The 17,443-nt window shown below is 70.4% G+C and carries 18 protein-coding genes; 9 read left to right on the top strand and 9 right to left on the bottom strand.

The annotated features are described in order from the left end of the window. Nucleotides 1-8 precede the first annotated feature (8 nt). Nucleotides 9-800, top strand: coding sequence for a hypothetical protein (locus tag ACQP2Y_RS42750; RefSeq protein ID WP_433722110.1), 792 nt, complete (start codon nucleotides 9-11; stop codon nucleotides 798-800). A gap of 51 nt (nucleotides 801-851) precedes the next feature. On the opposite strand, the gene ACQP2Y_RS42745 is transcribed toward ACQP2Y_RS42750, so the two are convergent. Continuing rightward, nucleotides 852-1,400, bottom strand: coding sequence for a hypothetical protein (locus ACQP2Y_RS42745; RefSeq protein ID WP_360545290.1), 549 nt, complete (start codon nucleotides 1,398-1,400; stop codon nucleotides 852-854). Nucleotides 1,401-1,442: 42 nt separating this feature from the next. After that, nucleotides 1,443-3,968, bottom strand: coding sequence for a valine--tRNA ligase (gene valS, locus ACQP2Y_RS42740; protein ID WP_433722108.1), 2,526 nt, complete (start codon nucleotides 3,966-3,968; stop codon nucleotides 1,443-1,445). A 155-nt stretch (nucleotides 3,969-4,123) separates the two neighbouring features. Here valS and ACQP2Y_RS42735 point away from each other — a divergent pair, with 155 nt between their 5' ends. Together ACQP2Y_RS42735 and ACQP2Y_RS42730 are read left to right on the top strand one after the other, a co-directional pair. Then, nucleotides 4,124-4,633 (top strand): hypothetical protein, encoded by a 510-nt coding sequence (locus tag ACQP2Y_RS42735; RefSeq protein WP_433722106.1) that lies wholly within the window; start codon nucleotides 4,124-4,126, stop codon nucleotides 4,631-4,633. A gap of 4 nt (nucleotides 4,634-4,637) precedes the next feature. Beyond that, nucleotides 4,638-5,087 carry a hypothetical protein gene (locus tag ACQP2Y_RS42730; RefSeq protein WP_433722104.1) on the top strand — a complete coding sequence of 150 codons (450 nt, stop codon included), beginning with the start codon at nucleotides 4,638-4,640 and terminating at the stop codon, nucleotides 5,085-5,087. Between the two features lie 32 nt (nucleotides 5,088-5,119). On the opposite strand, the gene ACQP2Y_RS42725 is transcribed toward ACQP2Y_RS42730, so the two are convergent. The 4 genes from ACQP2Y_RS42725 to asnB all read right to left on the bottom strand — a co-directional run bounded on the left by ACQP2Y_RS42725 (nucleotide 5,120) and on the right by asnB (nucleotide 9,476). Next, nucleotides 5,120-6,730, bottom strand: a complete 1,611-nt coding sequence (locus ACQP2Y_RS42725; protein WP_433722102.1) for a glycoside hydrolase domain-containing protein — start codon at nucleotides 6,728-6,730, stop codon at nucleotides 5,120-5,122. A gap of 124 nt (nucleotides 6,731-6,854) precedes the next feature. Continuing rightward, nucleotides 6,855-7,106, bottom strand: a complete 252-nt coding sequence (locus ACQP2Y_RS42720; RefSeq protein ID WP_360816170.1) for a hypothetical protein — start codon at nucleotides 7,104-7,106, stop codon at nucleotides 6,855-6,857. Beyond that, the gene (locus tag ACQP2Y_RS42715) at nucleotides 7,103-7,483 is read right to left on the bottom strand and encodes an ArsR/SmtB family transcription factor (protein ID WP_360816173.1); all 381 of its coding nucleotides are present in this window, start codon (nucleotides 7,481-7,483) and stop codon (nucleotides 7,103-7,105) included. Before ACQP2Y_RS42715 ends, ACQP2Y_RS42720 begins: the two co-directional genes overlap by 4 nt. Before the next feature lie 142 nt (nucleotides 7,484-7,625). Further along, nucleotides 7,626-9,476: an asparagine synthase (glutamine-hydrolyzing) gene (gene asnB / locus ACQP2Y_RS42710; protein WP_433722099.1), complete on the bottom strand. Its 1,851-nt coding sequence runs from the start codon at nucleotides 9,474-9,476 to the stop codon at nucleotides 7,626-7,628. Nucleotides 9,477-9,671: 195 nt separating this feature from the next. Here asnB and ACQP2Y_RS42705 point away from each other — a divergent pair, with 195 nt between their 5' ends. Continuing rightward, the gene (locus ACQP2Y_RS42705; RefSeq protein ID WP_433722097.1) at nucleotides 9,672-10,862 is read left to right on the top strand and encodes a cytochrome P450; all 1,191 of its coding nucleotides are present in this window, start codon (nucleotides 9,672-9,674) and stop codon (nucleotides 10,860-10,862) included. Between the two features lie 51 nt (nucleotides 10,863-10,913). Here the strand turns inward: ACQP2Y_RS42705 and ACQP2Y_RS42700 are convergent, their stop codons facing one another. The 3 genes from ACQP2Y_RS42700 to ACQP2Y_RS42690 form a co-directional block, all read right to left on the bottom strand. Next, nucleotides 10,914-11,948, bottom strand: a complete 1,035-nt coding sequence (locus ACQP2Y_RS42700) for a methyltransferase (RefSeq protein WP_433722095.1) — start codon at nucleotides 11,946-11,948, stop codon at nucleotides 10,914-10,916. A 69-nt stretch (nucleotides 11,949-12,017) separates the two neighbouring features. Further along, nucleotides 12,018-12,800, bottom strand: coding sequence for an AfsR/SARP family transcriptional regulator (locus ACQP2Y_RS42695; protein WP_433722093.1), 783 nt, complete (start codon nucleotides 12,798-12,800; stop codon nucleotides 12,018-12,020). Nucleotides 12,801-12,840: 40 nt separating this feature from the next. Then, a complete protein-coding gene (locus ACQP2Y_RS42690) occupies nucleotides 12,841-15,027 on the bottom strand; it encodes an MMPL family transporter (RefSeq protein WP_433722091.1) in 2,187 nt (728 codons plus the stop codon). A gap of 240 nt (nucleotides 15,028-15,267) precedes the next feature. Between ACQP2Y_RS42690 and ACQP2Y_RS42685 the strand changes: the two genes are divergently transcribed. From ACQP2Y_RS42685 to ACQP2Y_RS42665, 5 genes are all read left to right on the top strand, one after another. Further along, nucleotides 15,268-15,591 (top strand): TcmI family type II polyketide cyclase, encoded by a 324-nt coding sequence (locus ACQP2Y_RS42685; protein WP_433722089.1) that lies wholly within the window; start codon nucleotides 15,268-15,270, stop codon nucleotides 15,589-15,591. A gap of 1 nt (nucleotide 15,592) precedes the next feature. Continuing rightward, the gene (locus ACQP2Y_RS42680; protein WP_433722087.1) at nucleotides 15,593-16,048 is read left to right on the top strand and encodes an anthrone oxygenase family protein; all 456 of its coding nucleotides are present in this window, start codon (nucleotides 15,593-15,595) and stop codon (nucleotides 16,046-16,048) included. Further along, nucleotides 16,045-16,383 (top strand): antibiotic biosynthesis monooxygenase family protein, encoded by a 339-nt coding sequence (locus ACQP2Y_RS42675; RefSeq protein WP_433722085.1) that lies wholly within the window; start codon nucleotides 16,045-16,047, stop codon nucleotides 16,381-16,383. Before ACQP2Y_RS42680 ends, ACQP2Y_RS42675 begins: the two co-directional genes overlap by 4 nt. After that, the gene (locus tag ACQP2Y_RS42670; protein WP_433722083.1) at nucleotides 16,380-16,694 is read left to right on the top strand and encodes an antibiotic biosynthesis monooxygenase family protein; all 315 of its coding nucleotides are present in this window, start codon (nucleotides 16,380-16,382) and stop codon (nucleotides 16,692-16,694) included. The genes ACQP2Y_RS42675 and ACQP2Y_RS42670 overlap by 4 nt, the downstream gene beginning before the upstream one ends. A 62-nt stretch (nucleotides 16,695-16,756) precedes the next feature. Continuing rightward, nucleotides 16,757-17,245: a hypothetical protein gene (locus tag ACQP2Y_RS42665; RefSeq protein WP_433722081.1), complete on the top strand. Its 489-nt coding sequence runs from the start codon at nucleotides 16,757-16,759 to the stop codon at nucleotides 17,243-17,245. Nucleotides 17,246-17,443 lie beyond the last annotated feature (198 nt).

Below are 17,443 nucleotides of genomic sequence, written 5' to 3'. Positions count from 1 at the left end.
GTCGAGACATGAAGGTGTTGCTGCTTCTGGTTCTCATCATTGCCGTTGTCCTGATCGTCGTCACACTCACCCGGCGCAGCGGCGCGACTCGCGAGCAGAGCCGGCTCGAGGACGCCCGCGCCGAGGCCCAGCGCTGGTACGAGCGGCTCGGCGGCCAGGTGATGAACCTGCACGGCGACGACCCGGCGGCCCAGCAGGCGCTGGCCGACGCGAGCGAGCGCTACAACGCCGCCGGTGGGCAGTTGCAGCAGGCCAGGTCCGTGCGCCAGTTCGAGCTGGCCCGCGAGTCGGCCCTGGAGGGACTGGCGTACGTGCGCGCGGCCCGGCTGGCCATGGGCATCGACCCCGGTCCGGACCTGCCGCCGCTGGCCAGTGCGCAGGGCGCCGGTCAGCTCACCCGCGAGCGCGAGGTCAACGTTCAGGGATACCCGTACAAGGCGGGCCCGCAGCCGGGTCCGGACACCCCGTACTACTACCCGGGCGGCCGGGTGCAGGGCCGGCCGGTCCCGTCGGGCTGGTATTCGACGCCGGTCTGGAAGACGGCACTGGGTGCGGGCGCGGGTGTGCTCGGCGGCATGCTGATCTTCGACGCGCTGCTCTCGCCGGGCTTCGGCGACATGGGCTACGGCGACGGCTACCAGGACGGCTTCCAGGACGCGGCCGGCGGTGACGCGGGCGGGGACGGCGGTGGCGACTTCGGTGGCGACTCCACCCAGGCCGGCGACTTCGGTGGCGGTGGCGGCGACTGGGGTGGCGGCGACTTCGGCGGCGGCGGGGACTTCGGCGGCGGCGACTTCTGAGCGCGGCGGCGTCTGAGTTCTGAGCGCGGTCACCGCAGGCGGTGACCGCGCTCAGTGCATGCGGCGGGCCAGCTCCCGGCGCAGCGCCCGCGGGCCCGGCCACACCTGGGTCAGGTCGGCGGTGAAGGCCGGCCGGCCCTGCGGATCGGCGTCGTCGTCGCGGATCGCCGGCCAGCCCTCGTCCTCCTCCGACACCGGGTGCACCCGGTCCAGGTCGACCGGGGTCACGTCCAGCACCGTGCGCAGGCCGTCCCGGCGTACCACCACGTGGTCGATGTCCGGCCAGGCCAGCAGCACCGGGTCGCTGCCCTGGGCGGCCAGCTCCAGGCCGCCCGAGGACGCGCGCACCCAGGTGCTGAGCGCGGAACGGGCCGACAGCGAGTAGGCCCCGGCGACCAGGACGGCGATCACCGCGCCCTGCGCGAGCGTGGACCACCACGGGTCGTCCGGGGCGCCCAGGATGAGCGCGACCAGCGGGGACACGACGACGTAGGCGACCAGCAGGGTGCCGGCCAGCAGCGCGAACGTGCGCCACGGCGACGACCGGAAGAGCACGGCGTCGTCGGCCGGCGGCGCGACCTCGTCGGGCGGGATCGACATGACCCCTATGCTGCCGTGTCGGTGGCGCCCCCGGTGCCAGCTTCAGAAAGCGCTGGCGATCACCAGTTCCGTCGTCCGGCCGGGCAGCAGGTCGAGCTTGGCGATCCGGCCCGCGGCCTTGAGGTCGTCCTCGACCAGCGCGAGCCGGTCCAGCACCTCCGCCGGGCCCAGGGCCTCGGCGAGCGGCACGTCCGCCTTCATCGACAGCTTGCGGTCCGACTTGGCCCGGCGGACCTGACGCAGGGCGTCCCCGGCCAGGTCGAGCAGGGTGGCATCGCCGTCGGGCGCGACCCGGGTCAGCTCGTACGTCGTCGGCCACGTCGAGGTGTGCACCGAGCCGTAGCGCCACCACGACCAGATCTCCTCGGTCGCGTACGGCAGGAACGGCGCGAACAGCCGCAGCAGCACGGAGAGCCCGGCCGCCAGCGTGGCCCGGGCCGAGTCGCCACCCGGCCCCTCGGCGTACGCCCGGTCCTTGACCAGCTCGATGTAGTCGTCGCAGAACGTCCAGAAAAACGCCTCGCTCACCTGCAACGCGGTCGTGTGGTCGTACGCGTCGAACGCCGCCGTGGCCGCCTGCACGACCTCGGCCAGCCGGGCGAGCACCGCCCGGTCCAGGTCCGCGGTGACCGGCCGCCGCAGCGCGTCCGCCGCACCCAGCCCGAGCGCGAACTTGGACGCGTTGAGCAGTTTGGTGGCGAGCCGCCGGCCGACCTTGATCTGCGCCGGGTCGAACGCCAGGTCGGCGCCGGGACGCCCGTTGGCGGCCCAGTAGCGCACCGCGTCGGCGCCGTTCTGCACCAGCAGGTCCATCGGCGTCACGACGTTGCCCTTGGACTTGGACATCTTCTTGCGGTCGGGGTCGAGGATCCAGCCGGAGAGCACGGCGGTCCGCCACGGCAGCGTGCCGTGCGCGGCATGCGACCGGACGATCGAATAGAACAGCCAGGTCCGGATGATTTCCTGACCCTGCGGCCGCAGATCCATCGGGAAAACGCGTCGGAAGAGGTCCTCGTCGCTTCCCCAGCCGCCGACGATCTGCGGGGTCAGGGACGAGGTGGCCCAGGTGTCCATGACGTCCGGGTCGGCGGTGAAGCCACCGGGGACGTCGCGCTGCTCCTCGGTGAAGCCCGGCGGACACTCCGAGGAAGGGTCGACCGGCAGCGCAGAAACATCCGGTATGAGAAGCTTGTCGTGGTCCGGCTCGCCAGCGTTGTCGAGCCGGTACCAGATGGGCACAGGCACGCCGAAGAACCGCTGCCGGCTGACCAGCCAGTCCCCGGTCAGGCCGTTGACCCAGTGGTCGTAGCGGTGCCGCATGTGCGGCGGGATCCAGGTCAGCTCGTCGCCGCGGGCCACCAGCTCCTCCCGCAGCTGAGCGTCGCGCCCGCCGTTGCGGATGAACCACTGCCGGCTGGTGACGATCTCCAGCGGCGAGTCGCCCCGCTCGTAGAACTTGACCGGATGGGTGATCGGCCGCGGCTCGCCCAGCAGATCACCCGTCTCGGTGAGCAGCCGGACCACCTCGCGCCGGGCGGCGTTGACGGTGAGCCCGGCGAACTGCGCGTACGCCGCGGCCGGGACGCCCGGCGGCCGATCGGCCAGGAAACGGCCGTCGCGGCCGAGCACCACCCGGGTCTCCAGCTGCAGGTCCCGCCACCAGATGACGTCGGTCAGGTCGCCGAAGGTGCAGACCATCGCGATGCCGGTGCCCTTGCCGGCCTCGGCCAGCGGATGGGCCCGCACCGGCACCTCGACGTCGAACAGCGGCGTGCGCACGGTGGTCCCGGCCAGCGGATGCTCCGGCGGGCAGACCAGCGCGACGCAGGCGGGCAGCAGCTCCGGGCGGGTCGTGTCGACCTCGACCGGCCCGTCCGGGCCGTGAAAACGCAACCGGTGGTACGCCCCGGGCCGCTCCCGGTCCTCGATCTCGGCCTGCGCGACAGCGGTACGGAACCCGACGTCCCACAACGTCGGCGCCTCCGACGTGTACGCCTCGCCACGGGCCAGGTTGTCAAGGAACGCCCGCTGCGAGACGGCCTGCGCCCGCGCACCGATGGTCGTGTACGTCAGCGCCCAGTCGACGGACAACCCGAGCCGCCGCCACAACGCCTCGAAGACCTTCTCGTCCTCGACGGTCAACCGGCCGCACAGCTCAACGAAGTTACGCCGGGAAACGGGCAGCGGCTGCTTGGGCGGCGCGGCGGGCGGCTGCCACTGCGGGTCGTACGGCAGCGAAGGGTCGCAGTAGACGCCGTAGACGTTCTGCACCCGGCGCTCGGTCGGCAGCCCGTTGTCGTCCCAGCCCATCGGATAGAAGACGGCCTTGCCCCGCATCCGCTGGAACCGCGCAACAGTGTCGGTGTGCGTGTAGGAGAAGACGTGCCCCATGTGCAACTCACCGGAAACGGTCGGCGGCGGGGTGTCGATCGCGTACACGTTGGCCCGCTCGGCTACCGACCGGTCGAACCGGTAGGTCCCCTCGGCCTCCCAGTGGGAGGCCCACTTGTCTTCCAGTCCGTCGAGGGTCGGGCGGTCGGGCATCCGGCCGCTTGCAGGCTCCGTCATGCGGCCAGCGTAGGGCCGTGCCGGCCGTAGGACGAGCGGTATCCGCGAGCAGGGGAGACAGGCGTCTGTTGACACCTCCCGGAAGGGATCCTAGGGTGCGCTCGCGGCATTGATGATCATGAAGGCTGGCGTCCGGTTGAACGGCGGGGAATCTGATGTTCGATGAGCACGCCGTTGAGGCGTCACTTCGGACTGCGGGCATCGCCATGCTCGACTTCAGCTGGCCTCTGCCTACGTTGTCGGCCAGTGCGGCGTGGATGCTGGCGGCCTGCCTTCCCGAGGACGGCAGAGTCGACCGCACTTTCGACTTCGACGAGCCCGATCTTGTGGACAAGGCGAACGAAGCCTGGTGGGAACTCGCGGTCGAGTACGGCTTGCTCGACGAGGATCGCGCATTCCTCGTCTCCGTCGGTCCCGTGGATGACGAGGATCCGGCAAGACCGCACTGGGCGCGGGTACGGCTGGAGCAGCAGTGGAACGTGGTGGGTGCGGGCGTCGACAACGGAGTCCTCGGCGGCCCGCCGGGCCGGCCGGGTTTCGTGATGCTGTCGCTCGATGAGGGCGTGCTGATCGGTGGCACCACCTGGCAGGACTCGATCGGCATCATCGCGCTTCCAAACCCGGCTGCCGCGAGCGCCATCCGAAATTTCATGGACCGGCGGTAGGTACGTGGAAGAGCTGCTGGTATCCCTTGCGGCGCGGGTCGGTGTCACGGTGGCCGACGTGCGGGACGAGCACGATCGGTGGCGGGTCTATGCGCCGGCGGTGGACGCCGACGACTGCGCCGACCTGCTGCTTGAGGCTGTCGGCCTCGAGCCGGACCCCAACGTCGCGCTGAGCGTCGTGCTGAGGAAGCTCGAGGTGGTGCCACAGGCCGACCGACAGCGGTGGGTCGACGGGCTGACCGGCGACATACAGCGGCAGTTCGCTGCCCGCCGGGCGGCCGAACTGCAGGTGCTGGAGACCCGGCCGCTGGCCCCTTCGCTACGGGAGGGAATCGAACAGGAATGGTCCGACTGGCTCCAGCTACGTCTCGCCGAATCCCCCCCCGGAGCGCGACGTGGCCTCCTGGCTCAGCCGGGCGGGCCGCACCAAACGCATCCGTCGCACCGCCGCTGAGAGGCTCAAGCACCTATGAACCACTGGCACACTCAGAAGAGCGGTGACCGTCCCTTGTAGCCGGTCGCCACCCGTAGGCCCGGCCGCAGCCCACTCCCCGTACCCCGGTAAAGCATCAAGCTTCCCGGCGTCTTGAGCACCGCCACCAGATCCATATACCCGTCCCGGTCGAAGTCGCCCACCCCGAGCAGATCCCGCTTGTTGTTCCACCCCGTCCCGAGCTGCTTCCGCGCGGCCAGCGTCCCCTTGCGGCCCGGGTACAGGAACAGCTGGCCGGCCTTGCCCTGGCGGACCATCAGATCCGGGTGGCCGTCGCGGTTGAAGTCGCCCACGCCGGTCAGTTCGTTGCGCTGGTCCCAGCCGCCCTTGGCGACCAGTTTGCGAGCGGCCAGCTTCGTGCCCTTCACCCCCGGGTAGAGGTACAGGTTGTGGTTGCTGGTCTGGGCCGCCACCAGGTCCGGGTAGCCGTCCTTGTTCAGGTCGCCGATCGCGGTGATCTCGCGCATCCTCTTGAAGTCCTTCGACAGCAGTTTGCGCGTGCCGAGGCTGCCGCTGCTGCGGCCCGGATAGAAGTACAGGTAGCCGTTGGAGGCCACCCGGGCCACCACGTCGGGATAGCCGTCGCGGTTGAGGTCGCCGATCCGGACGATCGAGTTCATCGCCTTCCAGCCGCTGCCGAGTTTCTTGCGGGTCTTCTCGTCGGCGTACGTGCCGTTGCCCGGGTAGAGGAACAGATTCCCTGTGCTGGACGTGCGGGCCAGCACGTCGGACCAGCCGTTGCCGTTGTGGTCGGCCAGTTTCGCGGCGGGCAGCGGGGCGAAGTCGACCAGGTTGCTGTCGATGTTGATGGTGACGCCGCCCCAGGACTCCTTGTGGTCCCCCTGGTACTGCTTCATCCGGCGGCGCGGGGACCAGTGGGTGGCGGGCAGGCCCGCGTCGGTCAGGGTGGCGGCCTTGTCCCAGCGGGCGAAGTCGAGGTAGTCGGAGCGTACGTAGCCGGGGGCGGCGTAGTTGGCGACCTGGTCGGCCACGCCGGAGCCCATGCTGCTGTAGAAGCCGGACAGGTAGCCCAGGTCGTGCAGCTTGGCCGTCCAGGCGCTCATGAAGGCCAGCACACCCTTGCGGCAGGCGGCGTCGTCCGTCCGGTACGCCTCCATGTCGTAGATCAGCACGCTCTGCGCGGCCAGGCCGAGCGCGCGGGCCTGCACCACGGCGTCCTGCGCGGCGGTGGCTCCCTGCGCGGCCGCTTTCGTGTTGCTGATCAGGTTCTTCTTCTTGGTCGTCGTGCAGGACGCCTGCGGGCCGACGTACAGCGGGATCAGGTGCCAGCCGGCCGCGACCTGGGCGCGTACCCAGCCGGCGGTGAGGTTCTTCTGGGTGCAGCCGCGGTTGTTGCCGCCGATGTAGATGCCGATCCCGCGGTACGGCGAGGCTTTGCGCCACGCCGCCATGTTCGCGCTGGACGGCGCCGTGCAGGCGTCGAAGGCCTTGCCGGAGAAGGTGCCGGGCTGCACGGTCGCCGCCGCGCTGGCACTCATCGTCGCGTCCGCCTGCGCCAGGGTCAGCGTCGAGAGCAGGATCACCGCGACACCGAAGGCGGCCCGGACGACTCGCTTGCGGTGCAGCGGCGCGATTGTGCGCATGAAGACCTTTTCCGGGCCGGACGACAGGGGACGTCCGACCCAATCAAAGGATCAAGGCAACGGGTACGGCCGAACAGACGATCTTCGAAGTCGAACAGTCAGCTCCATCAGTGGAACGCCGGGCTCACCCGACGTCGCGCAGCAGCTTCTCCACTTCGGCGAGCCGGGCGCTCACGTCGCCCAGGCGTTCCTCGGTGCGTTGCTGGGCGGCGGTCGCCTCGGCGAGCGCCGTGCGGTACCGCTCGTCGCGGGTCTGGTCCTCGCGGTTGCGCCGCGACACGAACGTCTGGTGGATGATGAGCAGCAGGATCGCGAAGATGCCGGCGACCACCACCAGTCCGGCCAGCTGTGCCACTGTTCCGACGGTGTCCGTCACGCCTGTTCCTTTCCCGTGCTGTCCTTGGGATCGTCGAGCGTCTTGGCCGCCTCGGCGACCCGCGCGGGATCCAGCCGCAGCAGGAACGGCGCGACGTCGTAGAAACGCATCGCCTTGCCGTCGTCGGAGAGCTCCAGTGACCCCGTGACGAGGCCGACTGCTTCCAGGCGTTGCAGGTGCATGTGGAGCAGCGGACGGCTCATGCCCAGGACGCGGGCCAGTTCGCTGACGTAGTTGCGGCCCTCGTTGAGGGCGGCGATGATCCGCAGCCGGTGCGGGTTCGCCAGGGCAGCCAGCACGTTCAGCAACTGCTCGCCGGACAGATCACGCTCACCGGACGCGTCCAGCGGACGGCCTGTGCCATCGCTTCGCTCCACTCACCTCGCCCGTTCGGTCGACCAACCGAGAGTATAGGGCCGCCGACACTCCGCGAGCCATGCGCGCGCCCCACCGCCGCGGGCCCGGTGCGATCGGTGACCCGGTCGCACCCGGCCCGCGGCAGCAGCGGGGGAGCAAGGTTCAGAGCAGGACACGGATGCCGTACCGGGCCAGCCAGGCGTTGGTCTGCAGCATCATCTCGATGTCGGCGCGGCCCTGCCAGCCACCGGCCAGCCGGTCCAGGTCGGCGAGCTGGGCGGTTGCGGCCTCCCGGTTCAGGTACGGCGCGATCGGCGCTTCCCGGTCGGCCAGCACCTCCTGCAGAGCGTCCCGCAGGGCCTCGGCGTGCCGGACGTCCGGCGTACTCGGGAAGGGGTTCTTCGGCCGGTCCAGGATCTCGTCCGGCAGCACCTGCCGGCCCAGCCGGCGCAGGATGCTCTTCGACCGCCCGCCGTGGGTCTTGAGTGACCACGGCATGTTGAACGCGTACTGCACGAGCTCCGGCTCGACGAACGGCACGCGCAGGCGCAGCCCGTTGTTGGCGGTGAGCCCGTCGTCCTGCGCGAGCCCCATCTCCATCCACCCCTGCAGGTACAGGTAGCAGATCTCGCGCATTCGGCGTTCCTGCGGGTCGGCGCCGGCCACGTGCGGCACCTTGGCCAGCTGGGTGCGGTACTGGTCGGCGCAGTAGCCCGGGATGTCCAGCCGCTTGAGCAGGTCGGTGTCGAACAGGCCGGTGCCGATGCCGGAGTTGCGCACGAAGTACTGGCCCGCGGCCACCCACGGCAGCGTCTCGGCCGCCACCACCTCCGGCTTGTCGATGTGCAGGAACTCGCCGAAGATCGTGTCCGACCACTCGCCCATCATGGTGATGTCCGCGCGCCGGCCGACCGCCTCGAAGAACATGTGGATCGAGTTGCTCATCTCGCCCACCGGCAGCGGCACGTCCGGCATCGCCCGCATCGCGGCGTCCCGGGTGACCGGGTCCCACAGCTCGTCGCGGTCGAGCTCGATGTCGGTGTGGTCGGTGCCGAGGTGCTCGGCGACCACGGCGGCGAAGCTGGCGTCCGCGTTGCCGTCGGCGCGTTCGGCGTTGCGCGCGTGCGTGGCGAAGTCCACCGAGATGGTGCGGAGCTGACCGTTGCCCCGCTCCCGGGCGATGCGGGTGGCCAGGGCCGTGACCAGGCTCGAGTCCAGGCCTCCGGACAGCATGATGGCCAGTGACGGGTCGTCGGTCAGGCGCTTGGCGATCGCCTCCTCCAGCAGGCCGTGCACCCGGTCGACGGTGCCGTCCAGGTCCTCGGTGTGCTCGCGGGCCTCCAGCTGCCAGAAGGCCCGGGTGGTGACACCCCGGCGGTGCACGGTCGTCACACTGCCGCCCGGCACCTTGTGCATGTTGCGGAAGACCGCGTGGCCCGGGGTGCCGGCGAAGCCGATGACCTCGCGCAGACCGTCCTCGTCGACCGCGGCCGGCGTCAGCGGATGGGCGAAGATCGCCTTCGGCTCGGAGCCGAACACGACCCCGCCGCCGACCATCTGGTAGTACAGCGGCTTGATCCCGATCTGGTCGCGGACCAGCAGCAGCCGCTCCTGCCGGGCGTCCCACAACGCGAAGGCGAAGATGCCGTCCAGCTGCTCGGCCACCCGGTCGCCGAAGATCAGGTACGCCTGCGCCACCAGCTCCGCGGTACCGCCGCCGCGCAGCACGCACCCGCGGGCCAGCAGCTGCCCGCGCAGGGCCGTGGCGTTGAACAACTCGCCGTCGAACGTGATCGCGACGACCGGACGGCCGTCCTCGCTGACGCAGTACGGCTGCTGGCCCTCCGGGTCCTCACCGGCGATCCGCCGATGCCCCAGCGCCACGGGACCGCTTGCCCAGACCGACTCGCCGTCCGGGCCACGGTTGGCGACGGCGCCGGCCATCGCGCGCACCACGTCGCGGCGGTTCGACAGGTCCCGGTCGAAGTCCAGCCATCCGACAATGCCGGCCATCCGACACCTCTTCTCCCACTCGTCATCAACTTCCTCTGCGGCCAGATGCTCTGCCGACGCCGTCGAGGCGTGGTCGAGGAGCACTCGACACCGGCTGGAGCGGTTCCGGCCGCGTCTGGTTCGAGCGCCGTCCGAGGAGCCGTCGAGTGCGGCACCGCACGCTGGGCCGAATGCCGTCGTGTGAAGGGACAGATCATGGCCGAGCCCATCCTGCGTTTCCCCCTGCGTGGCCCGGATCCGCTCGAGCCCGCGCCGGAGCTGGCGCGGCTGCGCACCGAGTGCCCCGCGGCGCGGATCGAACTGCCCAGCGGCCATCAGGCCTGGCTGGTGACCCGCTATGCGGACGCCCGGGCCGCGCTCGCCGATCCCCGGCTCAGCAAGGCGGCGACGACCGTCGAGGGCGCACCTCGCATCCTGCCGGTGGCGGCGAACTCCAAGTCGATCTTCTCGATGGATCCGCCCGAGCACACCCGGGTACGCCGGCTGGTCACGCCCGCGTTCGGCGCCCGCCGGATCGCGGCCATGCGCAAAGGTGTCGAGGAGCTCACCGACAGCCTGCTGGACGAGCTGGAGGCGACGGGACAGCCGGGTGATCTCGTCGCCGGTCTGGCCCTGCCGCTGCCCATCCGGGTGATCTGCGAGCTGCTCGGCGTCCCGTACGAGGACACCGAGAAGTTCCGGGACTGGACGGACGTGATGCTCAGCATCACCGCCCACGCGCCGGCCGACGTGCTCGCGGCGCGCCGCAACCTCAACGCCTACCTGTCCGAGCTGATCGTGGCCCGCCGTGAGCAGCCCGCCGACGATCTGCTGACGGTGCTCATCCGGGCGGCGGAGGACGACGACCGGCTCAGCCACGAGGAGCTGCTGGCGTTCGGGCACACGCTGCTGGTGGCCGGATATCACGCGACCGCGGGCGAACTGATCCATGCCCTGCTGCACCTGATGAGCCGTCCGGACCAGCTGGCCGTCCTGCGCGACGACCCGGCCCTGATCGAACCCGCGGTCGAGGAACTGCTGCGGTTCTCCACCGCGGGCAGCGGGGCCAGCGCGCTGCGGGTCGCGACCGAGGACGTCGAGATCGCCGGGGTGACGGTCCGGGCCGGGGAGGCGGTGCTGGCCTCGGCGCAGTCGGCGAACCGGGACGAGGAGATCTTCGCCTGCCCCGAGCAGCTCGACGTGACGCGGCAGCACAATCCGCACCTGGCGTTCGGGCACGGCGTGCACCACTGCATCGGCGCCCAGCTGGGCCGGATGGAACTCGCGGTGGCGATCACCCGTCTGCTGGCCCGGTTCCCGGACGTCCACCTGGACCCGCACGCCGAGCTGCGCTGGATCGGCGGGATGGCGTTCAGCCGTCCCGCCGCCCTGCCGGTGCGCTGGTAGCCGGACGGCCCGGGGCCCGGTCGCGTCGCGACCGGGCCCCGTCGTTCGTGGTCAGGCGACCGGCTTGCGCCCGATCACCACGGTCTCGGTGTCCTCGAGCAGCGGCACCGACGCGGTCCGGTCGAACCCCGCGGCATGCAGCCAGTCACGGCAGTCCGAGACCCGGTACTCCGAGCCGCCCGGCGTCACCAGCAGCAGGTTCACGCTGCCCAGCAGGCTCAGGGTGCGGGCGCCGGCGGCATCGTCGATCATCCTGTCGTAGATCAGGACCGCACCACCGGGCCGGACGGACTGGAAGGCCCGGTCCAGCAGGCTCCGCCGCTGTTCGTCGTTCCAGTCGTGCAGGATGTGGCCGAACACCAGCACGTCGGCCTCGGGCAGCGGGTCGGCGAAGAAATCGCCGGAGTGGAACTGCAGCCGGTCGGCCACCCCGCGTTCGCTGGTCAGCTCCTCGAACAACGGCTTCAGGTGCGGCAGGTCGAAGACCCCGCCGCGCAGGTGCGGGTGCGCCTGGGCGAGCACGGACGCCAGGTTGCCGCGGGCCCCGCCGATGTCGATGAACGTCTCGGTGGCACTCCAGTCGAACGCGCCGGCCAGGTCCGGGCCGATCAGGTTGGTCAGCGAGTCCATGCCGGAGATGAACCGGCGCAGTGCGTCGAGATCCTGGTAGAGGTTCGGGAAGAAGTTGTCGCTCATCGGCCCGGTCAGCTGAGGCTCACCCGTGCGCAGGCCGTCCGGCAGCCGGCTCCACGCCTCGTACAGCCGGCTGCTGGTCATCCGCATCCAGCCGCCGAGGTAGCCGGGCCGGCCCTCGACCAGATACGCATCCGCGGCCGCGCTGTTGCGGTAGCCCTCGGCCGTGCGCTCGAGCATGCCCAGGGAGGTGAGCGAGTCGAGATATTCCTCGACTGCGCGCCCGTTGAGCCCGAGCCGTTCGCAGATCTGCGCTGTGCCGGCCGGGCCGTCGGCGAGCGCGGTGAACAGTCCCAGCTCGACGCCGGTCAGCACCACCTTCGCCCGCCAGAACGCCGTGCTCAGCTCCAGCAGCGGCCGCACTGCTGGTGTCGGCGCTGTCCTTGTCTCCATCGGACGGTCCTCCTCGTGGTCTCGCGGGGCAGGGCACCCCGATGTCGATGACCGGCATCCTGTCCGTGGTCACTCGACGGCGGCTTGAGGTTCGGTGGTGGATCCACCCAGGTCCGCCTGGAGCAGATCGGCGTGCAGCCGGCGCAGGGCGGCCGACGGCAGGATCTCGAACGTCTCGGCCAGGCCGCGTTCCAGCCGTTGGTACACCGCGAGTGCCTCGCCCCGGCGCCCGGCGCGGCGCAGCGCCCGGATCAGCTGGGCGTGCAGAAGCTCGTTGTGCGACTCCGTGGCGGTCAGGCTCTTCAGCTCGCCGATCAGCTCGTGGTGCCGGCCGAGCTGCAGGTCGGCCTCGATCCGCATCTCGATCGCGTTGAAGCGGTTCTCCTCCAGCCGCAACCGATGCCGGCTCAGGACCGGGCCGGCGCTGACGCCGCTCAACACCGGCCCGCGCCACAGCTCCAGGGCCGCCCTCAGCTCGGCGGTCGCGCTGAGGGCGTCGCCGCGGGAGAGCAGCCGTTGCCCGGAGGTGGTGAGACGGTCGAACTCGTGCAGATCGAGGATGTCGTCGTCGATCCGGACCAGATAGCCGGACTGGCTGGTGCGCAACCGCGGACCGGCGTGCGACCCGCCACCCAGGGACTTGCGGAGTTGGTAGACGTAGGTCTGCACGATGGTCCGGGCCGAGGCGGGCACGGTGTCACCCCAGAGCTCGCCGATCAGTGCCTCCGTGGGAATCACCCGGCCCGCGTCGATGAGCAGCAGGGCGAGCAGCTGACCCGGTTTCGGCGCCAGCGGCACCGGGCGTCCCTGATCGTCGAGCACCTCGAGCGGACCGAGCAGGTTGAACCGCACGATGACACCTTCCGTTCGTCGTGGACGTGTCCCGGGCGGTTCAGCGGGTGGTCAGTTCCTCCGCGAGATGGTCGCCGCGCGGGACGGTCCCGGCTGGTGCCGCCGTGGCCGGCGGGGCGGGGCGGGGCCGGATCAGCAAGGCGCGTTCCAGCCACCTCGGCACCCACCAGGTGTGCCGGCCGGAGAGCGAGATCAGCGCCGGCACCAGCAGGGCGCGCAGCAGGGTCGCGTCGAGCAGGATGCCGATGCCCAGGCCGGAGGCCATGATCTTGATGTTCACGTCCGGCAGGATCGCCATCGAGGCGAAGGCCAGGAACAGGATCAGCGCGGCGCTGGTGACCAGCCGGCCGATCCGGCTCAGCCCCTCGACCACGGCAGTGCGCCCGTCGCCGGTCCGGTCGTACTCCTCGCGGATGCGGGTCAGCAGGAAGACCTCGTAGTCCATCGACAGTCCGAACAGGAACGCGAAGGTCATCAGTGGTACCCACATGGTGATCGAACCGGTCGCGGGCGAGTCCCAGAGCTGGGAGCCGTAGCCCTCCTGCCAGATGAGCACCAGGGCGCCGTACGCCGCGGCCAGGGACAGCAGGTTCAGCAGGATGGCCTGCAGGGCCAGCAGCACCGACCGGAAGGCGCGGATCAGCACCAGGAAGGTGATCAGGGCGATCACCGCCAGCATGAGCGGGAAGTACCGGTAGAGCGACGAGGTGGCGTCGATCTCCTGGGCGCCGGTGCCGCCGACCTGCGCGGCCGGGAACTCCGCGTCCACCACGCCGCGGACCCGTTCGACGGTCCGCTTGCCGGTGGCCGTACTGGTCTCCGCATCGGGGATGACGGTCACCAGGGCCGAGCCGGGCCGGGTCCAGGCCGGCCCGGTCGGGGCCGTGGCGGTCCGGATGCCGGGCAGGGCGGCGACCCGGTCGGCGACGCGCTGTGCCTCGGCGGGTGAGCCGGTGCGGATCTCGATCGGCGTCAGCGAGCCGTCCGGCAGATCCGCCGACCGCAGCTGGACGAGCCCCTGGTAGGCGGGCCCGGACGGGGTCAGGGCGTCGGCGGGCGGGCTGCCGATCCGGGTGCCGAAGGCGGCGACGCACAGCGGTACGAGCAGCGCCAGCGCGATGAACGTGGCGAGCCACCGCCTGCGGTAGACGAGCGCGGCCCAGCCTGCCCAGAGCCGGCTGCGGGTGTGCCGGGCGGCCCGCCGCGGCCAGTCCAGGCGCTCGCCGACGGTGGCCAGCAGGACCGGCAGCAGCGTGAGGTTCACCAGCGCGCTGACCACCGGGATCAGCAGCCCGCCGTACCCGACGCTGCGCAGGAACGGCACCGGCAGGAAGATGAGCACCAGCAGGCCGAACCCGACCGCGGTGGCACTGAACAGCACCGCGGAACCGGCGGTCGACATCGCGCGGACGGTGGCCTCCCGGCTGTCCAGGCCGTTGCCGCGTTCCTCCCGCCAGCGGTTCACGATCAGCAGGGCGTAGTCGATCGCCACGCCGAGTCCGATCAGGGCGATCAGATACTGCACCAGGAAGTTGACCTGGGTGATCCCGGTCAGGCCCCAGACCAGCAGGAAGGTGGTGAGGATCGAGACGGCGGCGAGCAGCAGCGGCAGCAGCGCGAGGAAGGAGCGGAAGACGAAGATGAGCACCACCAGCGCGCCGATCGCCCCGATCATGGTCTCCACCAGGACGCCGGTGCTGACCTCGGAGTCCGCGGCCTGCGCGCTGAGCGCGTCGATCCCGGTGACCTGCACGGTGGTGCCGGCGGGCAGGCCGGCGGTGAGTGCCCCGGTGACCGTCGGGACCAGGTCCGGCCCCGCGGAACGCTCGCCGTAGAAGGGCTTGAAGACCAGGCCGAGCAGCGTACGGCCGTCCGGGGAGATCAGCCGCCGGTCGTCGGTGACCGGGTACGCCACCGAGCGCAGTTGCCCGCTCGCGTCCAACTTCGCGTACGCCTCGCGCAGCCCGTCCCGTACAGCGGGATCGTCGACTGTGGTGTCTCCTGGCAGCGTCACGACGGTCACCAGCGGACTCCCCGAGCCGCCGTTGCCGTACTCCCGCAGGATCGACACGTTGGCCTCGTAGCCGCGGGCGCCGGGGAACGAGAAGTCCCGGGAGAGGCGGTCGGTGGCCTGCCCCGCCGCAAAGATGCCGGCCACCAGTGCGGCCAGCCAGAACAGCAGAACGGGCACCTTGAAGCGCAGCACCCCGTCGGCAAACCTGGACATCGGCAAACCCCCTCGTCGAGCGGCGCCCGGGCGCTATCGGCAGCATCACCCGTCACGTGTAAGAAAACTCTGACAGGTGTCAGGACGGTCTGTCAACGCATCACCGCCGGTGGTGAAACAGCGACCGATCCGTATACGTCGGCTCTAGCGGCCCTTGAGTGGGCATCGATCGAGCGATGACACGGTCGCAGCCGGGAGCCCGCGATTCGCGGCGGGCGCGTGAGCGGGGAGAGAGCGACCATGCACCAGACCCTGATCGTGGCTCGGATGGATCCGGCCGACGCCGACGCGGTGGCCGGGATCTTCGCCGAGTCGGACGCCGGTGAACTGCCCCACCTGATCGGAGTGTCACGCCGCACGCTGTTCCGTTTCCACGGCCTGTACTTCCACCTGGTCGAGGCCGCCGACGACATCGGCGACCGGCTGTACGCGACCCGCGGCCACCCGTTGTACGCCGACGTCAACACCAAGCTCGGCAAGCACATGACGCCGTTCGACCCGGACTGGAAAGAACCGAAGGACGCGATGGCCACGACCTTCTACCAGTGGCAGTCCGGAAGCTGAAGTGGCGGTGCTGATCGCGGCCGCACTGCTGGCCAACGGCCTGGCGGCGGGCGTGCTCATGGGCACTGTGCTCGGTGGGGTGCCGTTGCTGCTGAGCCTGCCACCCGAGCGCTACCTGGAGACACACCGCTTTCTGGCCAACCGGTACGAGCCCTTCCAGCCGCTGTGCATGCTCGCGACCCTGGCGTGCGACGTCGCGCTGGTGGTGGTCGGGCCGGCCGCCGTACGGCCGCTGTTCGCCGCGTCGGCGCTGCTGATCCTCGCCGTCATCGCGATCTCGGCCGGGCGCAACGTACCGATCAAGCGATGGGCCATCGCGCTGGACCCGGCGCACCTGCCCGGCGAATGGTCGGACATCGACCCCCGCCGGCGGTGGGCCCGTTGGAACACCATCCGTACCGCCGCCGCCGTGCTGGCGTTCGCGCTCAACGTGCTGGCGGCGACCCTCCTGCGATGAATGAGGTCACCATGTCGGAAGAAGCCTTTCGGATTCTCCTGAAAATGCATGTCCGCCCGGGGCTGGAAGCCGATTTCGAGAAGGCCTGGCTGGCCGTCGGAAATGTGATAACCGAGCACCCGGCCAACCTCGGCCAATGGCTCATGCGAGCCACCGATGAAAGCTCCGTCTACTACATCATCAGTGACTGGGTGGACGAGCCGCAGTTCCGCCGATTCGAATTGAGTGACGCGCACGTCGCCCACCGCCGGCAGTTGCATCCGTTCCGGTCGGGCGGCTCCATGGCGACCATGCAGGTCCTGCACGGCTTTCCGGGCCGGGCCGGTGCCCGATGAGCACCCGGGTGCGCGCCCTGCTCTTTCTCGCTGCCGGCACCGGGGCCGGCAGCGAGTTGATCGCCGACGCGTACCACCGGGTCAGCAGTGAGCTGGCCGGCACCGCCGGCCTGCTGGGCAACGAGCTGCTGCGGTGCCGCGACGAACCGGACCGGCTGGTGGTGCTCAGTGAGTGGGCCAGCCTGGCGGATTTCCAGCGGTGGGAACGCACTGCCGGGCACCGGGCCGCGACAGCGCCGTTGCGGCCATTCCAGGAACACGCGGCGCCGCCGCGGCACGGCTGTTACGAGGTCGTCGCGACACATCACTGATTCCCGTTCCCACGACCGGATCGCCGCTCGATCCGGACCATCGCTCGATACAGGGAGAAGAAATGACGAACGTGCAACGGCGCGAGATCCTGCGGGGCGCCTCACTTTCCTTCGCCGGCCTGGCCGGTGTGCTCGGCGCGGGCGCCGTGGCAGCGACTCCGGCGGTGGCTGCGGACCGCAGCCGGGCCGAGCCGGCGTTGTCGCCGCTGGGGCCGTGGAGCGCCGAGGTGACGATCCCCGGTCAGTGGAGCGACCTGTCGCTCTACGCCTTCACGGCCGACGGGATCCTGCTCAACGGCAGCAACGCCGGCGCCATCGGCATCGGCGCCTGGAGCCGGACCGGACGGAATCGTTTCCGGTACGGATTCCGCGAATACCTACTATCGACTAGCGGACAGTTGGAGGGCGAACTCCGGGTCAAACTGGACGCTCGATTTACCTCGGCCGATGCATTTGTGGCCGAGGGCGTGGCGGAGGGATTCGATTTGACCGGGAATCCGACAGTGGTTTTCCACCCGGTCGTCACCGCGCGGCGATACGGCTTGGACTGATGGGGAAGTAGTCGCCGTCAATGCCTTCATGAACTCGCGGGTAACCCTGATACTGATCGGTGCGGGTGCACTCTGGTGAGCCGGTGACCGGATCGCCACCGGCTCAGCAATTGTTCAGGATGAACACCCTGTCGCCGCAGCGGCGACGGGGGCGATGCGAAACCGGAGACGAAAACGGCGGGGGAGAAAGGTTGTGTT

Origin of the sequence: Actinoplanes sp. CA-051413, assembly GCF_050955795.1 — a bacterium.
GTDB lineage: Bacteria > Actinomycetota > Actinomycetes > Mycobacteriales > Micromonosporaceae > Actinoplanes.
Note: the sequence above shows the minus strand (reverse complement) of the source record. Positions and strands in the feature narration are given on the sequence as shown.

What these genes read in the sequence shown, in the direction of transcription:
- ACQP2Y_RS42750 (WP_433722110.1), top strand. Translation starts at nt 9, where the DNA reads ATGAAGGTGTTGCTGCTTCTGGTTCTCATCATTGCCGTTGTCCTGATC.
- ACQP2Y_RS42745 (WP_360545290.1), bottom strand. Translation starts at nt 1,400, where the DNA reads ATGTCGATCCCGCCCGACGAGGTCGCGCCGCCGGCCGACGACGCCGTG.
- valS (WP_433722108.1), bottom strand. Translation starts at nt 3,968, where the DNA reads ATGACGGAGCCTGCAAGCGGCCGGATGCCCGACCGCCCGACCCTCGAC.
- ACQP2Y_RS42735 (WP_433722106.1), top strand. Translation starts at nt 4,124, where the DNA reads ATGTTCGATGAGCACGCCGTTGAGGCGTCACTTCGGACTGCGGGCATC.
- ACQP2Y_RS42725 (WP_433722102.1), bottom strand. Translation starts at nt 6,730, where the DNA reads ATGCGCACAATCGCGCCGCTGCACCGCAAGCGAGTCGTCCGGGCCGCC.
- asnB (WP_433722099.1), bottom strand. Translation starts at nt 9,476, where the DNA reads ATGGCCGGCATTGTCGGATGGCTGGACTTCGACCGGGACCTGTCGAAC.
- ACQP2Y_RS42705 (WP_433722097.1), top strand. Translation starts at nt 9,672, where the DNA reads ATGGCCGAGCCCATCCTGCGTTTCCCCCTGCGTGGCCCGGATCCGCTC.
- ACQP2Y_RS42700 (WP_433722095.1), bottom strand. Translation starts at nt 11,948, where the DNA reads ATGGAGACAAGGACAGCGCCGACACCAGCAGTGCGGCCGCTGCTGGAG.
- ACQP2Y_RS42690 (WP_433722091.1), bottom strand. Translation starts at nt 15,027, where the DNA reads ATGTCCAGGTTTGCCGACGGGGTGCTGCGCTTCAAGGTGCCCGTTCTG.
- ACQP2Y_RS42685 (WP_433722089.1), top strand. Translation starts at nt 15,268, where the DNA reads ATGCACCAGACCCTGATCGTGGCTCGGATGGATCCGGCCGACGCCGAC.
- ACQP2Y_RS42675 (WP_433722085.1), top strand. Translation starts at nt 16,045, where the DNA reads ATGAATGAGGTCACCATGTCGGAAGAAGCCTTTCGGATTCTCCTGAAA.
- ACQP2Y_RS42670 (WP_433722083.1), top strand. Translation starts at nt 16,380, where the DNA reads ATGAGCACCCGGGTGCGCGCCCTGCTCTTTCTCGCTGCCGGCACCGGG.
- ACQP2Y_RS42665 (WP_433722081.1), top strand. Translation starts at nt 16,757, where the DNA reads ATGACGAACGTGCAACGGCGCGAGATCCTGCGGGGCGCCTCACTTTCC.